The following is a 17,352-nucleotide window of genomic DNA, read 5'->3' as shown; positions in this document are numbered from 1 at the left end:
GAACAAGAAGGCTTTACTTCCCCTGATCATGACCGTTCCGGTGGTGTTTGCCTGTGTGTGGTTCCTGTTGGCGGACGAGCCACGCGGTGAAGCAATAACAAAGGCGGCGAGCACTCCCGCCACGACCTCAGAACAACCAGAACCCGGTATTACCGAGGCGCCACTTGCCGTTGGCGAGGATACGCCCATCCCCTACCAGACACCCGATAGCCTGGGAGACCAACCGTTTGCCAGCTCCCTCGCGGGTACCAATATCGACGGCAACTTACGGGCCGACGCCAACGGCGAATTGATCGTTGATCTGGAAACCCGCGACTTCTTCGACTACTTCCTGAACACCATTGGTGAGGTATCAGCCGAGCAGGCACTGGACCAGATCAGAACCCTGGCCCAACAGAGTCTGCCGGAAAGCGCCGCCCGCGAAGCCATGGCCCTGCTCAACCGGTACCTGGCGTACAAGGATGCCTCACTGGCACTTGGCAACCAGGGCCTTGACCCCGCCCGGCAGCACGACCCCGCCTACCAGTTGGAAATGCTCAAGGGTGCATTGGCCGACATGAAACAGCTGCGCCGGCGCATGTTCTCCGCCGACACTCACGAGGCCTTTTTCGGGCTGGAGGAGGCCTACGGCGACTATACCCTCGCCACCCTTGATATCCAGCAGCGCACCGACCTGTCCGCCGAAGCAAAAAATACACTGGCTGAATGGCATCGACAGCAGCTTCCTGAGGTCATCCGCCGCACCGAAACCCGCATGATTGAGGAAAGCGGGAACCACCGGGCAAGACAACAGGCGTTATCCGACGCCGACTCACCCTCCGAGGCCGGACGCAGACTCCGGGAACTGGGCGTTGATGATGCCCAGGCCAGAGAAGTGGTCGCCTACATGGAGGTACGGGAACAGTTCGACAGCCAATACCAGCAGTTCCAGCAGGCACTGGCGAGTCTGGACAACTCAGGGTTGGCGGAAGAGGACAGGACAACCCAGAAGAACCGGTTACTGAAACAGCACTTTGATACCGAACAGACCCGCACCTGGGCCCGACTGCGGGCATTGGAGTCGCAATCACCATAGTGTGCTCCAATGCCATTCCTGACTGTCTGGCCGGCGTAAACTGGAGGTAACGACAACGACAACCGGACAGTCCTCGATGAATTTTTCCCAGCTTCGGGATCAACGGGCCAACGGGTTTCGACGGCTGCGGTTTGAGCCTGCGCTGGAAGCCCACTATCGCAGAGTCAGGGACGAAGGCATACGGTCACGCGCACGGCTGGTCTCCGCCAGTGCGCTGACGCTGTTCCTGGTATATACCCTGCTGGATTCCCTGATGCTGCCCGCGGCCATCGCACGGGATACCATCGCAGTTCGGCTTATGGTCACCTGCCCGGTCATCATCGGCGTGTGGTGGCTGTCCTATCGAGACATTCGCGACGATCATTTCGTTAAGATCTATGCACTCGCCTATCTGGTTGGCGGCCTCAGTGTGGTGGGCATTATTGGGCTTGCACGCCTGGAGAACCACCCACTGCCCTATGAAGGCATCCTGCTGATGCTGATGTTTGGCTACTTCGTGATGGGCATCCCGTTTCGCACGGTTTCCGGAGCCTCCCTGCTGGTTATCGTTGCCTATCTTTGGGTGGAGCACGCCACCGGTTCGGGGGCTCACCAACTCATGATTAACGGTTTTTTCATCGGCACTGCCAACATCATCGGGATGGTAGGGTCCTGGCTCAGTGAACACCGTCAGAGAGCCCACTTTTTGGATCGCCAGATGCTCAACGCCTCCAAACAACAGGCCGAACAGGAGAATCACCGCAAGACCCGACTTATTACTGTCGCCAGCCACGACCTTCGTCAACCCCTGAATGTCATCAGCCTGATTCTGGAAAACCTCACCGCTGACGGTCTGCCAGGTGAACAGCAGTCGCTGGTGTCGCGACTGAAATCCTCGGTCACCCATTTCAACAACCTGCTGGCCTCGGTTCTGGATATCTCCCGCATCCAGGAGGGCATGATCTCCCCTGAGCCCACCAGGCTTTGTACGTGGCAGGTCATACGGCAGGTATCTGAGACGTTTAGCGAGCAGGTACAACGCCCGGGCGCGCAGCTAGTCATCCATAAACCCGCCACCGGCAGTGGGGTGTTTGCAGACCCGCAGTTGCTGCACCGCGTGCTCCAGAACCTGGTAACGAATGCCCTGGAACATAGCGACGCCACCCGCATTGATCTTCGAGCCCATCAGGACAACGGAAAGCTGTGCTTCGAGGTACAGGATGATGGCCGGGGCATTGATGACGGCAGCCTCGAGCAGATCTTCACTCCCTTTTTTCGCAACAGTCAGCGCCAGCGTAGTTGCCCCGGCCTGGGGCTCGGGCTGGCCATTGTCCATGAGCTGACGGGCATGATGGAGGGACATTGCAACGTCAGTTCATCGCCAGGGCAAGGCGCCTGTTTCCGGGTTTTCCTGCCGGCAACGCCCGCACCAGAGACAACAGAGTCCGTTTCCGGAGCGGCTGTTCCACCTTCCGCTCACTCACCCTCACTGGTGGTTGTGGAGGATCACGATGAGGCTCGTCACTGGACCTGCGAAACCCTAGCGTCCTGGGGCTACAGCGTGAGAGGCGTTGCCAGCGCGGAACAGGCAATCACCCGTTGGGGCGCATCGTCCAACGCTATTCTGGTCAGTGACGTCCACCTCCCGGAAATGTCTGGCGATGCCCTCTACGATCGGCTTTTCGCTCGCAAGTCGGTCCGCGGTGGCATCCTGATGACGGCTGATACAACGATTCCCCAGGGCTACGACTCTGAACGCCGACTCTGGGTACTGCACAAACCGCTGATACCCATGAGACTGCGAGCCGCGATTACCCAACTGGATCGTCTTGCTGACTGACCGCGTCAGAGCAGTCCCAGCGCTCTTGCCTCGGCGACACATTCGGTCCGGTTGTGAACACCTAAATGGGTGAAAATCGCTTTCAGGTGAGTCTTCACTGTGTGCTCGGTGAGGTCGAGGGCCTGGCAAATCCGCTTGTTGGGAAGCCCATCCGCCAAGAGTGTAAGAACCTCCAGTTGGCGTGGGGTCAGGTGCTCCGGGCTCAGGGAAGGAAACGGCAACGACGGATAGAACAACTGGCCGTTGCTGACCCGCTGTACCATTCGAAGCAGCGAGCGGCGGCCAGCAGACTTGGGCAGGAACCCCACGGCGCCCGCAGAGCGTGCCGCTCGTACTGAGGCCTCGTCCTCGCGGCTGGAGATGACCACCACGGAAATCGGCAGCCCGATCTGTTCAAGCTCGGAAAACAACGACAGGCCGGCCTCCCCTTGCAATGTCAGGTCCAGCAGGACAAGAGAGGTTTCCGGCCGCGAACGGAGATCGTCCACCGCGTCCGCGACCGAGGCTACCGTTGCAACCTCCCGGGCGAGTTGCTCCTGCTCAAGAATCGCCGTAATTCCAAACAGGAAAAATGGATGATCATCCACGATCAGCACGCGGGCCAGGGGAAGGCAGTCTCCGGATGACAGTAGCGCACAGTCGGCGTTATCAGCCGTTCTGGTGTCCATGGGTTTCTCCGCAAAATGGCTGTTATTGTTACTGCGGTGCGGAATACTATACGGATGAAAACCGGAATCGACCGTTCGCTGTTTAACAGTTTTGATGCATGCCCCTTCCACCACCTGTGCAGGTGCGGGGTGTAATCGCTATACTGGCGCCACGACACTTTCTCACCTGCTTGGATCAAGGCACTGATGTCTGGACGTTTTCCGGCACTTCTACTCGCTGTGCTCATTCCCGTTATTGCCCATGCCGACCGCCCCACAATGACGGTTGTCACGTCGATCTATCCGCCTTACCAATACCTGGATAACGGTGAGGTGAAGGGTACCCACACGGAAACCCTTCGCCAGGTCCTGACGAGGATGGGCTATGACCCCGTTTTCCGGCTTGTACCCTGGGCCCGGGCGGAAGCGAGCGCTCGTGCTGGAACCGCCGACCTGATCTACTCCCTGACATACTCGCCAAGCCGCGCCCGCCACTACTACTTCACCAACCCCATCAGCGAGGCCCGGGATGTATTTTTCAGCCTTTCCGACCGGGGCCTTCAGTGGCAGGAGCTGGATGATCTCGCCGGCCTGAGGATTGGGCTATCCGCGTCCTACAGTTATGCCCCCGAGTTCATGGAATGGCTGGCCGCCGGCAACGCCCGGGTTGTTCAGATCAGCCAGGAATCCCCGGAACTCACGGGGCTGAAAATGATTGCCTTTGGCCGTATCGACCTGTTCATCTGCGAGGAAACCGTCTGCCGGTATCTGATCGACAAACACATCGCCGACCGTCCGGAGCTGGCAAATGTATCCGCAATGCCACAAACCGTTGGCGAAGTGCGGGGGTTTCGGGCGGCATTCTCCCGCCAGCATCCGAAGGGGGAGGCGCTCCGCGACGAATTCAACAAGGTGCTGGCCGAGCTGAAAACCCGCAATTCCGACTAGCGTCTGCGGCAATCACCTATCTGCGAAACCACACAGGCGCATAAAGGTTTCCTATACTGCGGGTTGTACCCCTCAACCAACAGACCGGGACCATGGACATCCAGACTGATCACCGCTACGCAATCAACCTGAACGTCAGAGGCATTCAGCCCTCCGCCACCCTCCGAATCAACGAACTCAGTAACCAGCTTCGCGCCGAAGGCCGGGACATTATCAAGCTGGGGCTCGGCCAGTCGCCATTTCCGGTGCCCGACCGTGTGGTCGATGCCCTGCGCGAGCATGCCCATGAAAAGGACTACCTTCCGGTGAAGGGCCTTAAGGCCCTGCGGGAATCGATTTCGGGCTACATCAACCGCAGTGAGCGCATGCGCTGCACCTGGGAAGACGTACTGATTGGCCCCGGCTCCAAGGAGCTGCTGTTCATGCTGCAGCTCGCCTATTATGGCGACTTGCTGATCCCGCGCCCAAGCTGGGTGTCCTACGCGCCGCAGGCACGCATTATCGGCCGCTCAGTACACTGGTTGCCAACACACGCGGAAAACAACTGGCAGCTGACCGCGGAAGAGTTGGACATCATCTGCCGCGACGACCCGTCACGACCACGTATCCTGATCATGAACTATCCGTCCAACCCAACGGGCTGTACCTACACAGACGACCAGTTGCTGGCTATCGCCAACGTCGCTCGCAAGTACAAACTGATCCTGCTGTCGGACGAAATATACGGCGAAGTGCACTTTGAGGGACGGCACAAGTCCATCGCCCGCTATTACCCGGAAGGCACCATTATCAGCACTGGCCTGAGCAAGTGGGCTGGCGCGGGTGGCTGGCGCCTCGGTACGTTTATTTTTCCGCCCGAGCTGCGCCCCTTGCAGGACGCCATGGCGATCATCGCCAGCGAAACCTACACCGCAACCAGCGCTCCGATCCAACATGCGGCCATTGCTGCGTTTAATGGTGGCGAAGACCTGGATGAGTACTTGAAGCAGTCACGCCGGGTGCTCAAGGTGGTAGGCGAATACCTCCATCGCCGCCTGACGGATATGGGGGCCGTGGTGCAAAAGCCCGAGGGTGCGTTCTACCTGTTCCCGGACTTTTCCAACTTCCGCGAAGCACTGGCCCGTCGCGACATCAAAACCAGTCAGGCTCTGTGTCAGTCGCTACTGGAAAATACCGGTGTGGCCATCCTGCCGGCCAGTGATTTCGGCTTTGTCCCGGACCACCTTGCCGCACGTCTCGCGTTTGTGGACTTTGACGGCGCTGAGGCTCTGGCGCTGGCCGGAAAAGAGTACGGTGAACAGGAACTGAGTGACGATTTCGTCAAACAGGCCTGTCCGCGACTGGTGACAGCCATGGACAAGATGGAGCAGTGGCTCACCGGCCTGTAACAGGGTCATGATAGACTGGCGCCCTCATTTCAGATCGGAGGGCGCCATCATGTCTAACCCGGAAGCCATTACCGCCATTGCGGAATTCGCCGAAGAGCTGGCCCTGAAGGCCGGTGAGTTGATCAAGCACGAACGAGAACAGAACACCCTTCGTACCGATTACAAACAGCAGTCGGAGCTGGTCACCCACGCCGACGTAATGGCCGACGAGATGATCACCGGCGCCATTCGCGAGCGCTTCCCCGACCATCGCATCCTCTCCGAAGAAACCATGCCGGACTTGAGCCAGGCCGAACACCTAGACACTCCGCTGTGGATCATCGACCCCATCGACGGCACTGTGAATTACGCCTACGGCCACCCCCAGGTGGCAGTCTCCATCGCCTATGCGGAAAAGGGGCGGGTGCAGGCAGGCGTGGTACACGCTCCGTTTTCTGGTGAAACCTTCCGTGCCAAGCGGGGCATCGGTGCCACCCTGAATGGCAACCCCATCAAACACAGTGGGGCGACACGGCCAAGGGAATCATTGTTCGCGACCGGCTTCCCCTACACCAAGGACAGCCTTGAACCCCTGATAAGTCGGTTGGAAGCGATGATTCATCAATGCCGGGATCTACGCCGTATCGGTTCTGCGGCGCTGGACATCTGCTGGGTGGCCTGCGGGCGGTTGGACATCTACTACGAGAACGTCAGCCCATGGGACTTTGCCGCTGCACGGTTGATTGCGCTGGAGGCGGGTGCGACGGCGGGACATTTCAGTGAGGTGCCGGAGGGTTATCCGGCGGACCTGTGGGGGCGGGATATTCTGATATCAGCCCCGGCGGTCTGGGAGTCGGTTCGTGACATCCTGCGCAAGGCATCGGGCTACGATTGAACGCCCCAGACCGCTTCTGAAACCAGGCCCCAGGCCTCTTCAAAGTCGTTGGAGGGTAATCGGGAAAAGGAGGAACGGACATAGCGCTGAACCCGGCCCTCCATAAACACCAGTACAAAGTCCGCGCCTCGAGCTGAACTGGTTCTCGGGCGCAACCCCTGGCGAATCTCGCCTTCTTTGAGTGCCTGGCGTACCTGGGTTTCCAGGCGCTCGAAGAACTGCGACGCTCGCTTGCGCAGGGCTTCGTTCTCCCCCATCAGGGCATCACCGGTCAGCACCGTGCAAAGCCCCGGATTGCGCTCGGCAAACACCAGCACCAGATGCACGAGTTGCTGTAGCCGAACCCGAACATCCTCCTGTTCCTGCAGGATGACCTGGCAACGGGAGAACACCGCTTCCTCGGCAAACTCGATCAGCGCCTCGAACATTTTCCGTTTGCTGGGGAAATGTCGATACAAGGCCGCCTCGGTAACTCCGACGGATTTGGCCAGGCCAGCGGTGGTAATTCGTGCTCCCGGATCTTTCTCCAGAAGCTCCACGAGGGCATGAAGAATCGCTTCACGGCGACTGATTTTTTGTTCTGTCATAACAGGACTACAGCGCTCTGTTTATCTACGGAATTTGGGTGCAGGCGGGCGCATCCATTCGGGACCGTAAAAAACAGGGATGTTTTTTACGAGCCTACAGGGACGTATTCACGGCGTGTCCCGAATGGATGCGCCCGCCTGTACTGGCACCATCAGTTGAAATTCTGGACCTGATCAGAAGAAAGTACCATCAAGGGGCGACGATGCGCTGGCATAAAGCTTCTTCGGCATACGCCCCGCCAGATAGGCATCGCGGCCGGATTCAATGGCCAGGCGCATTGCCTTGGCCATGCGGATCGGATCCCGGGCCTGGGCAATGGCAGTGTTCATCAGCACGCCATCGCAACCCAACTCCATTGCCAGGGTTGCGTCAGAAGCGGTACCTACACCGGCATCCACCAACACCGGTACATTGGCGTTCTCGACGATCAGGCGGATGTTGTAGCGGTTCTGGATACCCAGGCCGGAACCAATGGGTGCGCCCAGCGGCATGATGGCGATACAGCCCATTTCCTCAAGACGCTTGGCCAGCAACGGGTCGTCCGAGCAATACACCATCACCTTGAAGCCATCGCGGATCAGTTCCTCTGCGGCCACCAGGGTTTCGGTCATGTTCGGGTACAGGGTTTTTTCCTCACCCAGCACTTCCAGCTTGACCAGGTCATGGCCATCCAGCAGCTCCCGTGCGAGCTTGCAGGTACGCACGGCATCTTTTGCGGTGTAACAGCCAGCGGTGTTAGGCAGCATGGTGTAGCGCTCAGGGGATACCACGTCCAACAAACTCGGTTCATCCGGGTTCTGGCCCAGATTGGTACGGCGCACGGCAAAGGTGACAATCTCCGCACCGCTGGCTTCAATCGCATGGCCGGTTTCAGCCATGTCCCGATACTTACCGGTGCCTACCAGCAACCGGGACTGGTATACCCGACCGGCGATTTCAAGCGGCTTGTCTTCGGGAAGCGGTCTTTCAGAACTGTCACTCATGCTTTACACCTGAACTCATTAAAAAAATCGTGGAAAAGGAATGGCAAGGCGGTTATCAACCGCCGCCAATAGCGTGAACCACCTCTACCCTGTCGCCATCGCTGAGGCTGAAGGTGGCGTGCTGGCTGCGGGGAACAATATCTTCGTTGACTTCCACAGCGAATCGCTTGCCAACCAATGCCATCCGCTCTATCAATACCGCGACAGTGACTTCTTCGGGAAGCTCCATGGCGTCACCGTTGACCTGTACCTGCATAACGTTACCTGCCTTAAACATCTGTCTCTAACGCCTGAATCCCGCCATCAGAACCAATATCCAGCCCACCATAAAGCCGATTCCTCCAACCGGCGTAACCGGCCCCATCCAGCGAAGGTCCGTTAGCACCAGGAGGTACAGGCTGCCACTGAACAACAGGATTCCAGCAACAAAAAAGCCGGCCGCAATGCCGAGCAAACGCCGCGACAGACCCGCAACCGGGAGTATCGCGACAAGAATTAACGCCAATGAGTGGTATATCTGATATGTGACGGCAGTCTGGAAAACTTCAAGCCCCCGCTCGTCAATTACACCACGCAACCCGTGTGCACCAAAGGCTCCTGCCATCACCGCTAACAGGGCAAACAGCGCGCCCAATACCAGTGCCGGGCGAAGGGGTTCTATCTGTCTAGCAGTCACAGTGGATCTTTTCCCCGGTATCAAGATTCATCAGGGTAAGCTTTCCACCCCAGACACAACCGGTATCCAGCCCGAAATAACGGGTGCTTTCAGTCTGGCCTTCCAGTGCCGCCCAATGTCCGAACACCACACGCACATCATCTTGGCGAGGGAAGCGAAACCAGGGTGCATAGCCATCCGGCGCCGACGCGGCCGACTCTTTGGCGGCGAGTTCCAGGGTGCCATCCTCGGCAATAAACCGCATACGGGTGAAATAGTTGGTAATGACCCGCCACCGATCCATACCACTGAGGTCCGGGTGCCAGCGTTCAGGCCAGTTCCCGTACATATCTGCAAAGTAGCTTTCGGCCTCGGGCCCGCGAATCACCGCTTCCACTTCCCGGCTGTAGCCGACCGCTTCTTCCACAGACCAGATGTGTGGCAGCCCGGCATGGACCATCACCAGATTGCGGTCTTCATCATGAACACAAAGATTCTGCTGTCGGAGCCAATCGAAAAGCCGTTGGTGATCCGGCGCTTCGAGTATATCGGCGAGCGTGTCCTTGCTCCTCAGAGCATGGCCACCCATGGCCACCGCCAGCAGGTGCAGGTCGTGATTGCCCAGCACCACCACTGCAGAGCTACCCAGGCTTTCAACGTAGCGCAGGGTTTCCAGCGAAGACGGGCCGCGGTTGATCAGGTCGCCGGCCACCCAGAGCCGATCCCGCGACGGTGAGAAATCCACCTTGGCGAGCACATCCAGGAGACGTTCATAGCAGCCCTGGATATCGCCGATGGCGTAATCAGTCATGACTTACCTCATCAGCACCGAAATTTTCAGGTTTACTGTCGGCCAACAAATCGGCAATCGCAACATACTCTGCCAGGCCAAGGTTTTCCGGGCGCAGGCCATCGTTGATGCCAACGCTGTTGAGTTGATCCACGGAAACCATGCCGGCCAGCGCCTTTCGGAGGGTTTTTCGCCGGGCACTGAAGGCGGTGCGCACCACCGCCTGCAACAGCTTATAATCCTTTGCCGGATGCAGCAGCGTCTTATGGGGCACCAGCCGAACGATGGCGGAATCCACTTTCGGCGCCGGCCGGAAAGCGCCTGGGCCAACTTCAAACAACGGCTGCACCCGGCAGAAATACTGGGTCATGATCCCCAACCGGCCGTAGTTGTTGTCTCCGGGCACCGCCGCCATCCGTTGAACCACTTCCTTCTGCAGCATGAAATGCATGTCCTGCACCACGCCGGAATGCCCCAGCAAGTGGAAAATCAATGGCGTGGAAATATTGTACGGCAGGTTGCCGATGATCCTCAGGGGCTTGTCGGCAACCAGTTCGCCGAAATCAAACTTCAACGCATCCGCTTCATGAATGCGGAAGTTGGGGTAATTGAAGAATTTGGTCCTGAGCACAGGAATCAGGTCCCGATCCAGCTCCACCACCTGGAGGTTCGAGTTAACGGCAAGCATTTCCTCGGTGAGAGCGCCCAGGCCAGGCCCGATTTCCACAAGGGCATCGTCCGGCTTGGGATGGATAGCGCGAATAATGCGTTCAATCACGCCGGGGTCGTGAAGAAAGTTCTGACCGAAGCGTTTCCGGGCCTGATGGCCGTGTTTGCTACTCACTCGATAGGATCTCTTTTCGCTGAAGTTGCCATTCGTTCGCCCACCCGGATTGCCGTTTCCAGGCTGCCGGCATCTGCCCTGCCCGTGCCGGCCAGATCAAGGGCGGTGCCATGGTCGACGGAGGTCCGCACAATGGGCAGGCCCAGGGTGATATTGACCGCCCGGCCGAAGCCCTGGAATTTGAGAACCGGCAAGCCCTGGTCATGGTACATGGCCAGTACCGCGTCGGCGTTATCGAGCCAATGAGGGGTGAAGAGGGTGTCCGCCGGCAATGGGCCAGTCAGGTCGATGCCTTCCCGGCGCAGCTTGTCCAGGGTCGGCTCGATGACGTCGATTTCTTCCCGCCCCAGATGTCCGCCTTCACCTGCGTGGGGGTTAAGCCCTGCAACCAGGATTCTGGGATGCTGAAGGCCGAAGAACTTGCGCAGGTCATTGTCCAGAATACGGGTGACCTGGGTCAGGCGCTCGGCCGTAATCGCCGCAGAGACGTCCTTCAGGGGCAAATGGGTGGTCACCAGTGCCACTCTTAACTCGTCCGTGGCCAGCATCATCACCACACGCTCAACACCACAGAGCTCCTGCAGGAACTCGGTGTGGCCACTAAAGGCGATGCCGGCGTTGTTGATAACGCCCTTGTGAACCGGTGCCGTCACCATCCCATCGAACGTACCATCAAGGCAGCCCTGGGCGGCTACTCGCAGGGTTTCCAGAACATAGGCGCTATTCGCCGGATCCAGCTGGCCGGCCGTAGTGGACGCCAATCCATCAACGCAAAGCACGGAGAGCCGGCCCGGTTCAGCAGTGGCTGGTGCTCCCGGCGCCCAGTCTTCCAGCTCTACATTCAACCCAAGCAGTCGGGCCCTCGCCTCCAGCAGAGGTTTGCTGGCCACCACCACAATGCCGGGCCCGCGTTTTTTCAGGGCCAGTTGCAAACAAAGCTCCGGGCCAATGCCCGCAGGTTCGCCCGCTGTCAGTGCGAGGATGACCGGCTGTGTCATGATTCGCTGTCAGCTCCGTAACCGCTCTTGAACTCGATAAACGCCTCGTCGCGGATCTCCCGCAGCCAGTTCTGCAGTTCGGTATCAAACTTGCGGCGGTAGATGGCCTGCCGCGCCTCGGATTCCCGTACATCACTGCTGATGTCCTGCTGACGACGGTCCTGCACCTGCAGAATGTGCCAGCCAAACTGGGAGCGGAACGGACCCTTGAGCTCGCCCACATCCGCTTCCATCATCGCCTGCTCGAACTCCGGCACCATCTGTCCGGGGCTGACCCATCCGAGGTTACCACCGTCAGAGCCGGAAACCGGGTCATCAGAGTGCTCCCGGGCGATGACGGCGAAATCGGCGCCATTATCGATTTGCTGATAGAGATCGCGAATGGTTGCTTCCGCCTGGGCTTCCGACACGGTTTCCGAGGTGCGTACCAGGATGTGACGGACTTTCGACTGCTCGATGAACTGTGCTTTATCACCGCCGCGGCGATCCATCACCATCACCAGGTGGAAGCCACTGCTGTTCCTGAGTACCGGGGAGACGGTTCCGGTTTCAAGATCCGGGACCACATCGGCCACCAGTGACGGCAGTTGGTTCTCGGCACGCCATCCCATGTTGCCACCGTCGAGGGCATTGCTGGCATCGGATTCAGCAACGGCAACAGAGCGGAAGTCCCGCCCCTCGGCAATTTCTTCACGCAGTTGCTCCACCTTTTCGCGGGCAGCGCTGACCTCGTCCTCGTCATTGAAATCGTTCACCTCAATGAGAATATGGGCAAGCTCATACTCTGCATTGCTACGGCCCTGGCCCTCCATTGCCGCAAGATAGTTCTCAACTTCCCGATCCGTAACCCGCACGCGATTGCCAACCTGGCGCTGTTGTACCCGGCTGGTAATCATCTCGTTGCGAATCTGCTCACGGGCCTCGCGATAGGTGACACCTTCCTGGACCAGTTGTTGCTCGAACTGGGCCAGCGTCATATTGTTGCGCTGGGCGATGGATGCCAGAGTTTCATTGAGCTCGTTGTCGCTGATGCGCATTCCGGCCCTGTCCGCCATCTGTAACTGGATGGACTCGCTGATCAACTGCTCCAGAACCCGTTCTTCCAGAATATCCCTTGGGGGCAATCCGGTGCCCTGAGCGCGCAGCCGCCCGGTGATGGTGTTGATCCGTGCCTCGAGCTCGGACTGAAGAATAACGTCGTCGTTGACGACTGCCACCACCTGATCAAGCAGTTTACGGTCCGCCTGTACGGTTGCGGATACCATCACAACCATCAGTGCCAGCATCATTTGTGCGCAATGGCGAAGGTTCGCCTTCATAGTCACCTCTAGTATGGAAGAATACTGCCTGTCACCCCGGCATCCCGAGCCTGACTGTCAGGCATCAGCGATCACCGAAACGGCGACGTTCCCTTTCGTCAAAGCCATAGATGGCTTCGGAAATCTGGCTGGACGATCCGCCGCTCCCGCCCAGTCCCTTGAGCTGGATCTGAAACAGCATGCGACTCTCAAGCTGTTCGTCGTCCGTCAGGTAATTCTGGTGCACCAGCTGCACACTCCAGCAACAGTTATTGTATTCCAGCCCGGCCAGTGAACCGACCGTACGATCAAGCTCGGAATCGTATACCCAGCGGCCGATCAGACTAACACGGTCTGTGACAGGAAAAACGCCCCCGATATCCGACTGCTCGAATTCGTCTCGCCGGTAACTGTGCCCCAGGCTGGCCAGATAACGGTAATCATCGGAGTGGAAAATCAGCTGACTGCGACCTTCCTGCGTCTTACTGGTGTCCGGCTCCCACAGGCCGGAGGTTCGAATTTCCAGGCCGTCCACCGGTCGCAAAACCATTTCACCGGCCAGCGGGGAGTCACTGGCGTCAGAGGCCCCCTCCCCATCGAGCGTCACTTCCCGGTCATCGTAATAGTGAACCTGGCCAATGCTGAAGCGGGCACGTTCAGCGCCAGTGAGCAGATCATTGAAGCGGCTGGTTAGTGCCACGGTCAATTGATTGCTATCACCTACCCGATCACCGCCGCTGAAACGATTGCGTTGGAACAACTGGTCGAAGCTGAATGAGCGAATGGCGGTGTCGAAATCCGGAATGAACGATTGGTCCGCATCGGCATCAGCCCAGGCGTAGTAAAGCCGGGGCTCCAGGCTCTGGTTATAGGGAATATCGAACAGGCTGGACTGGCGATCAAAATACAGGCCGGAATCCCACTCCGCGACCGGAACGGTACGATCAAAGCCAGGGTCCCGTGTGGTGTAGTCCTCCAGCTCATAGCGTGTGTAATCGACACTGACGGAAGGTCTGGCATAGCCCCAGAGCGCCCGCATGGGCAATGCCAGCTCGGGTATGGCGCGAAAGCGCTGGCCGTTGGCCCGGTCGAGCCCCGTCAGGTCATCATTATCGCGGTAGAAATACGTGTACTGGCTTTCCAGATTCAGTTCCGCCGGCCCCGCATCCACGGTGGCGCCGTACAATACTTCTGGTAATTGCGAGTAGGGAATGTTCTCGTCGGCAATGAAATCGCTGAGGGTCTGGTAGCCGTTGAGATAGGTTTCGAAATACTGGGAGGAATCCCGATAGCGGATACCACCCCGGCGACGCAGATGGGTTGCGCGATTGATCTCCAGGTTGCGGTTGAGATCACTGAGGTAGTCGTCGTCGCTAACCACGGAATAATCCCCGTAGCCGGTCCAGCCGTATCCGAATCTCGCCTGGGTACTGAAATCAAGCCCCCAGCGTTCACCCCCTTGCGAGGGAAACTCCTCCTCGTACTCGGTGTCGTTGCCCGCGTAGCCTAGCTGAAGCACCGATTCCCCAAGACTGCTGAGGTAACGCCCCTCCGCCTCGGTAAACAATCCACGCCCATGTATGTACTGAGGCGTCAACGTCGCGTCGTAGTGTGGCGCCAGGTTGAGGTAGTAGGGAACCGACAGGAAAGCGCCGCTACCCGTGTTGGAGGTACCAAAAGACGGATAGAGAAAGCCTGTCTTGCGGCGATCGTCAATGGGAAAACTGGCATAGGGCCAGTAGAACACCGGGATATCACTGATCTCAAGGCGTACGTGCTTTGCGGTGCCCACACCTTCGCCCTGGTCCAGGTGGATGTCGGACGCCACGATGGACCAATCGTTGTTGTCCGGGGCGCAGGTGGTCAGTGAGCCGCCACGAATTCGTACCTGGTCTTCCGCCGTGCGGGAAAGCTGAGTAGCGGAACCCCGCATTTCCGGGCCGTGCAGGAGAAAGGTCGCGGTATTGATGTCCACCCGGCCGCTGTTGACGTCATAGTCCGCACGTTCCCCGGTCAGCAGGAAGCCGTCACCGCGGCTGGTCAGCGGCCCCTCTATGGCCACCGCACCGGTTGCCTGGTTGTAGCGGGCCTCGGAGCCCGTCACCTGGAATCCCGGCTGCTGCAGACGAACGTCTCCCCGCAGAAACAGTTCGTTGTCGAGTTCATACCGCGCATTGAGCCCACTGGCCTGTAGGGGCGCCTGGCCATGTTTCGCTGCTGGCTCTCCAGCGCCGCCTTTAACCGTCCCCGGCACTGCGGAAGGCAAATAGCCGCCCTCGCAGAAGTCCGGCAGGGAACGACGGACATCCTCCGGCAAGTCAGACTTCGGCCGCCAGTCAATCTCGGCAGCCGAAGGGGCGGCTTCCTGGGCATAAACCACCGGCATTGGTGCCAACATTGTGCAACCCGTAGCGGACGCGAACAGCAACCCGAGACGGTGCCGCATGCGGGGCGTTGGCATTCGCAGCTTCCTTGTTGGGGCTGGCACGGTGAGCGGGTTCCTGTCCAGAATGGATTCGCGGCTGTCGGAGACACTTAACAGCGGCCTAGTTTACACGGCGCCCTTTGCCTTGTTAACGGAAACCGGCCTTTGTTAACGGAAACCGACCATTGCTGCAAAACCGTTTTACCGCCTCTATACTGATCTGCTAACTTTCGGCCATGAGCCCGCAGGTTCGTTGCGGCCAGGTCACCGATAACTTCTGAGCCAGGATAACAGCCAATTCCATGGATACCCGCCTGACAATGCTCACCCAGTGGGTCAGAGACCTTCCCGGTTTTGACCAGGCGACACCCGAGCCAGTATCCGGCGACGCGAGTTTCCGCCGCTACTTCCGCGTCAGCGGCAACCCACATGGCACCGGGGCCCAGCCGTATATTGTGATGGATGCGCCGCCCGAGCATGAGGACTGCCACCCCTTCGTGGCGATCGCCCATCACTGGCGCAGCCTTGATATCGCTGTGCCGGACATCGTCCACGAAGACCTGACCCGGGGCTTCCTGCTGCTGGAAGACTTCGGTGACGCCCTGATGCTCGGCGCCTTAAACCACACCAACGCCGACCAGCTTTATGGCGCTGCAATGGACGAGCTGGTCCGCATACAGCAGGCCGACGATGCTCCCGACTACCCACTTCCGGCTTACGACATCGCCTTGCTGGACCGGGAAATGGCTCTGTTTCCGGACTGGTTGCTGACACAACAATTGGGACTGACGCTCTCAAACGGAGAACGCGCGCTACTGGACACCACTTTCGCCTTCCTGCGGGAGAGCGCCCTGGCCCAGCCGAATGTGGCGGTGCACCGCGACTACCATTCCCGCAATCTGCTGGTCCGCGCAGGCACCACGAGGCCCGGCGTGATCGACTTTCAGGACGCCGTGCGCGGCCCGGTCACTTACGACCTGGTATCGCTGCTGAAAGATTGCTATATCCGCTGGCCGGAAGAACGCATCGACCAGTGGACAGACCATTTCCGCGTGCTCAGTGCCGAGGCCGGCCTCCACAAGGCTGACAGGGATACCTTCCGCCAGTGGCTGGAGCTCATGGGCATGCAGCGCCATCTGAAAGCCGCGGGCATCTTTGCCCGGCTGGCCATACGTGACGGCAAGACCGGTTTCCTGAAGGATGTTCCCCGCACCGTGGGCTATCTGGTGGAGGCCAGCAGCCGTCAGGCCGCCCTGCGCCACTTCCACGAATGGCTCACAGACACCGTGGTGCCGCCCATTGAGCAGCAGATCGGCCCAGTGGAGACATTCGGCCAGTGAAAGCGATGATTCTCGCAGCCGGCAAAGGCGAGCGCATGCGGCCGCTGACCCTGACCACCCCTAAGCCGCTCCTGCCTGCCGGCGGCAAGCCGCTGATCGTGCACCATCTGGAACGGCTGAAAGCCGCCGGTTTCAGGGAGATCGTGATCAATCACGCCTGGCTGGGCACGCAGATCGAAGCGGAGCTGGGTAATGGCAGTAACGTCGGGCTGGTCATTGAATACTCGCGGGAAAGCGATCCCCTGGAGACCGCTGGCGGGATTATTCAGGCACTGCCCCTGTTGACCAGCAGCGACGACGATTGGTTCGTTGTGATCAACGGCGACATCTGGTGTGATTTTGATCTGTCCCATTTGACGCCACCCGAACATGCCGACGCATTACTGGTCATGACAGGCAACCCTGACCACAACCCGGCGGGCGACTTCTGCCTGCGGGCGGATGGCACGGTGATTGAGAGCGGCCCTGAAACACTGACGTTTACCGGCATCAGCCTGCTAAACCGTCGCCTGTTTTCGGGGCTGACACCGGGTGCCCGAAAACTGGCGCCCATCCTGCGGGATGCTATGACCCGGGGGCGGGTGCAAGGCATTCGCCACAGCGGACACTGGATGGATATCGGTACCCCGGAACGGCTACGGGAGCTGGACCGGATGCTTATGGAAGGCGGGGGCTGAGCC

17 protein-coding genes are annotated in these 17,352 nt (G+C 59.2%); 7 read left to right on the top strand and 10 right to left on the bottom strand.

Features of this window, described 5'->3' with window-relative positions:
- Together ACTRWH_RS19750 and ACTRWH_RS19745 are read left to right on the top strand one after the other, a co-directional pair.
- On the top strand, positions 1–1,075 hold a 1,075-nt coding region (locus tag ACTRWH_RS19750; protein WP_462826766.1), incomplete at its 5' end, for a lipase secretion chaperone.
- A 76-nt stretch (positions 1,076–1,151) separates the two neighbouring features.
- Positions 1,152–2,894 (top strand): ATP-binding protein, encoded by a 1,743-nt coding sequence (locus tag ACTRWH_RS19745; RefSeq protein WP_462826765.1) that lies wholly within the window; start codon positions 1,152–1,154, stop codon positions 2,892–2,894.
- A 5-nt stretch (positions 2,895–2,899) separates the two neighbouring features.
- On the opposite strand, the gene ACTRWH_RS19740 is transcribed toward ACTRWH_RS19745, so the two are convergent.
- A complete protein-coding gene (locus tag ACTRWH_RS19740; protein ID WP_051947072.1) occupies positions 2,900–3,562 on the bottom strand; it encodes a response regulator in 663 nt (220 codons plus the stop codon).
- Positions 3,563–3,748: 186 nt separating this feature from the next.
- On the opposite strand from ACTRWH_RS19740, the gene ACTRWH_RS19735 reads away from it, so the two are divergent.
- The 3 genes from ACTRWH_RS19735 to ACTRWH_RS19725 all read left to right on the top strand — a co-directional run bounded on the left by ACTRWH_RS19735 (position 3,749) and on the right by ACTRWH_RS19725 (position 6,751).
- The gene (locus tag ACTRWH_RS19735; RefSeq protein WP_462826764.1) at positions 3,749–4,489 is read left to right on the top strand and encodes a transporter substrate-binding domain-containing protein; all 741 of its coding nucleotides are present in this window, start codon (positions 3,749–3,751) and stop codon (positions 4,487–4,489) included.
- Positions 4,490–4,581: 92 nt separating this feature from the next.
- A complete protein-coding gene (locus ACTRWH_RS19730; protein WP_036210999.1) occupies positions 4,582–5,877 on the top strand; it encodes a pyridoxal phosphate-dependent aminotransferase in 1,296 nt (431 codons plus the stop codon).
- A gap of 49 nt (positions 5,878–5,926) precedes the next feature.
- Entirely contained in the window at positions 5,927–6,751 is an 825-nt protein-coding gene (locus tag ACTRWH_RS19725; RefSeq protein WP_041336399.1) for an inositol monophosphatase family protein, read from the top strand.
- Here ACTRWH_RS19725 and slmA read toward each other — a convergent pair.
- From slmA to ACTRWH_RS19680, 9 genes are all read right to left on the bottom strand, one after another.
- Positions 6,742–7,338 carry a nucleoid occlusion factor SlmA gene (gene slmA, locus ACTRWH_RS19720; protein WP_075194234.1) on the bottom strand — a complete coding sequence of 199 codons (597 nt, stop codon included), beginning with the start codon at positions 7,336–7,338 and terminating at the stop codon, positions 6,742–6,744. The genes ACTRWH_RS19725 and slmA overlap by 10 nt on opposite strands.
- Positions 7,339–7,512: 174 nt before the next feature.
- Positions 7,513–8,322, bottom strand: a complete 810-nt coding sequence (locus tag ACTRWH_RS19715; RefSeq protein ID WP_085678789.1) for a thiazole synthase — start codon at positions 8,320–8,322, stop codon at positions 7,513–7,515.
- Between the two features lie 55 nt (positions 8,323–8,377).
- Positions 8,378–8,578: a sulfur carrier protein ThiS gene (gene thiS, locus ACTRWH_RS19710; RefSeq protein WP_075194233.1), complete on the bottom strand. Its 201-nt coding sequence runs from the start codon at positions 8,576–8,578 to the stop codon at positions 8,378–8,380.
- A gap of 27 nt (positions 8,579–8,605) precedes the next feature.
- On the bottom strand, positions 8,606–8,926 hold the full coding sequence (locus ACTRWH_RS19705) for a DUF423 domain-containing protein (protein ID WP_227544346.1): 321 nt from the start codon (positions 8,924–8,926) through the stop codon (positions 8,606–8,608).
- A 61-nt stretch (positions 8,927–8,987) separates the two neighbouring features.
- A complete protein-coding gene (locus tag ACTRWH_RS19700; RefSeq protein ID WP_305936507.1) occupies positions 8,988–9,788 on the bottom strand; it encodes a symmetrical bis(5'-nucleosyl)-tetraphosphatase in 801 nt (266 codons plus the stop codon).
- Positions 9,781–10,611 (bottom strand): 16S rRNA (adenine(1518)-N(6)/adenine(1519)-N(6))-dimethyltransferase RsmA, encoded by an 831-nt coding sequence (rsmA, locus tag ACTRWH_RS19695; RefSeq protein WP_462826763.1) that lies wholly within the window; start codon positions 10,609–10,611, stop codon positions 9,781–9,783. Before rsmA ends, ACTRWH_RS19700 begins: the two co-directional genes overlap by 8 nt.
- Complete coding sequence (pdxA, locus tag ACTRWH_RS19690; RefSeq protein WP_462826762.1) at positions 10,608–11,609, bottom strand: 4-hydroxythreonine-4-phosphate dehydrogenase PdxA; 1,002 nt, start codon at positions 11,607–11,609, stop codon at positions 10,608–10,610. The genes rsmA and pdxA overlap by 4 nt, the downstream gene beginning before the upstream one ends.
- Complete coding sequence (locus ACTRWH_RS19685; protein WP_036210979.1) at positions 11,606–12,928, bottom strand: peptidylprolyl isomerase; 1,323 nt, start codon at positions 12,926–12,928, stop codon at positions 11,606–11,608. Before ACTRWH_RS19685 ends, pdxA begins: the two co-directional genes overlap by 4 nt.
- Before the next feature lie 64 nt (positions 12,929–12,992).
- Positions 12,993–15,293, bottom strand: coding sequence for an LPS assembly protein LptD (locus ACTRWH_RS19680; protein WP_462826767.1), 2,301 nt, complete (start codon positions 15,291–15,293; stop codon positions 12,993–12,995).
- Between the two features lie 341 nt (positions 15,294–15,634).
- Between ACTRWH_RS19680 and ACTRWH_RS19675 the strand changes: the two genes are divergently transcribed.
- Both ACTRWH_RS19675 and murU read left to right on the top strand, forming a co-directional pair.
- Positions 15,635–16,672, top strand: a complete 1,038-nt coding sequence (locus tag ACTRWH_RS19675) for an aminoglycoside phosphotransferase family protein (RefSeq protein ID WP_036210976.1) — start codon at positions 15,635–15,637, stop codon at positions 16,670–16,672.
- A complete protein-coding gene (gene murU / locus ACTRWH_RS19670) occupies positions 16,669–17,349 on the top strand; it encodes an N-acetylmuramate alpha-1-phosphate uridylyltransferase MurU (RefSeq protein ID WP_085678780.1) in 681 nt (226 codons plus the stop codon). The genes ACTRWH_RS19675 and murU overlap by 4 nt, the downstream gene beginning before the upstream one ends.
- Positions 17,350–17,352 lie beyond the last annotated feature (3 nt).

The sequence above is a fragment of the Marinobacter sp. G5_S1_61_S3 genome (assembly GCF_054968585.1).
This window is presented reverse-complemented; position numbering and strand designations above follow the sequence as displayed.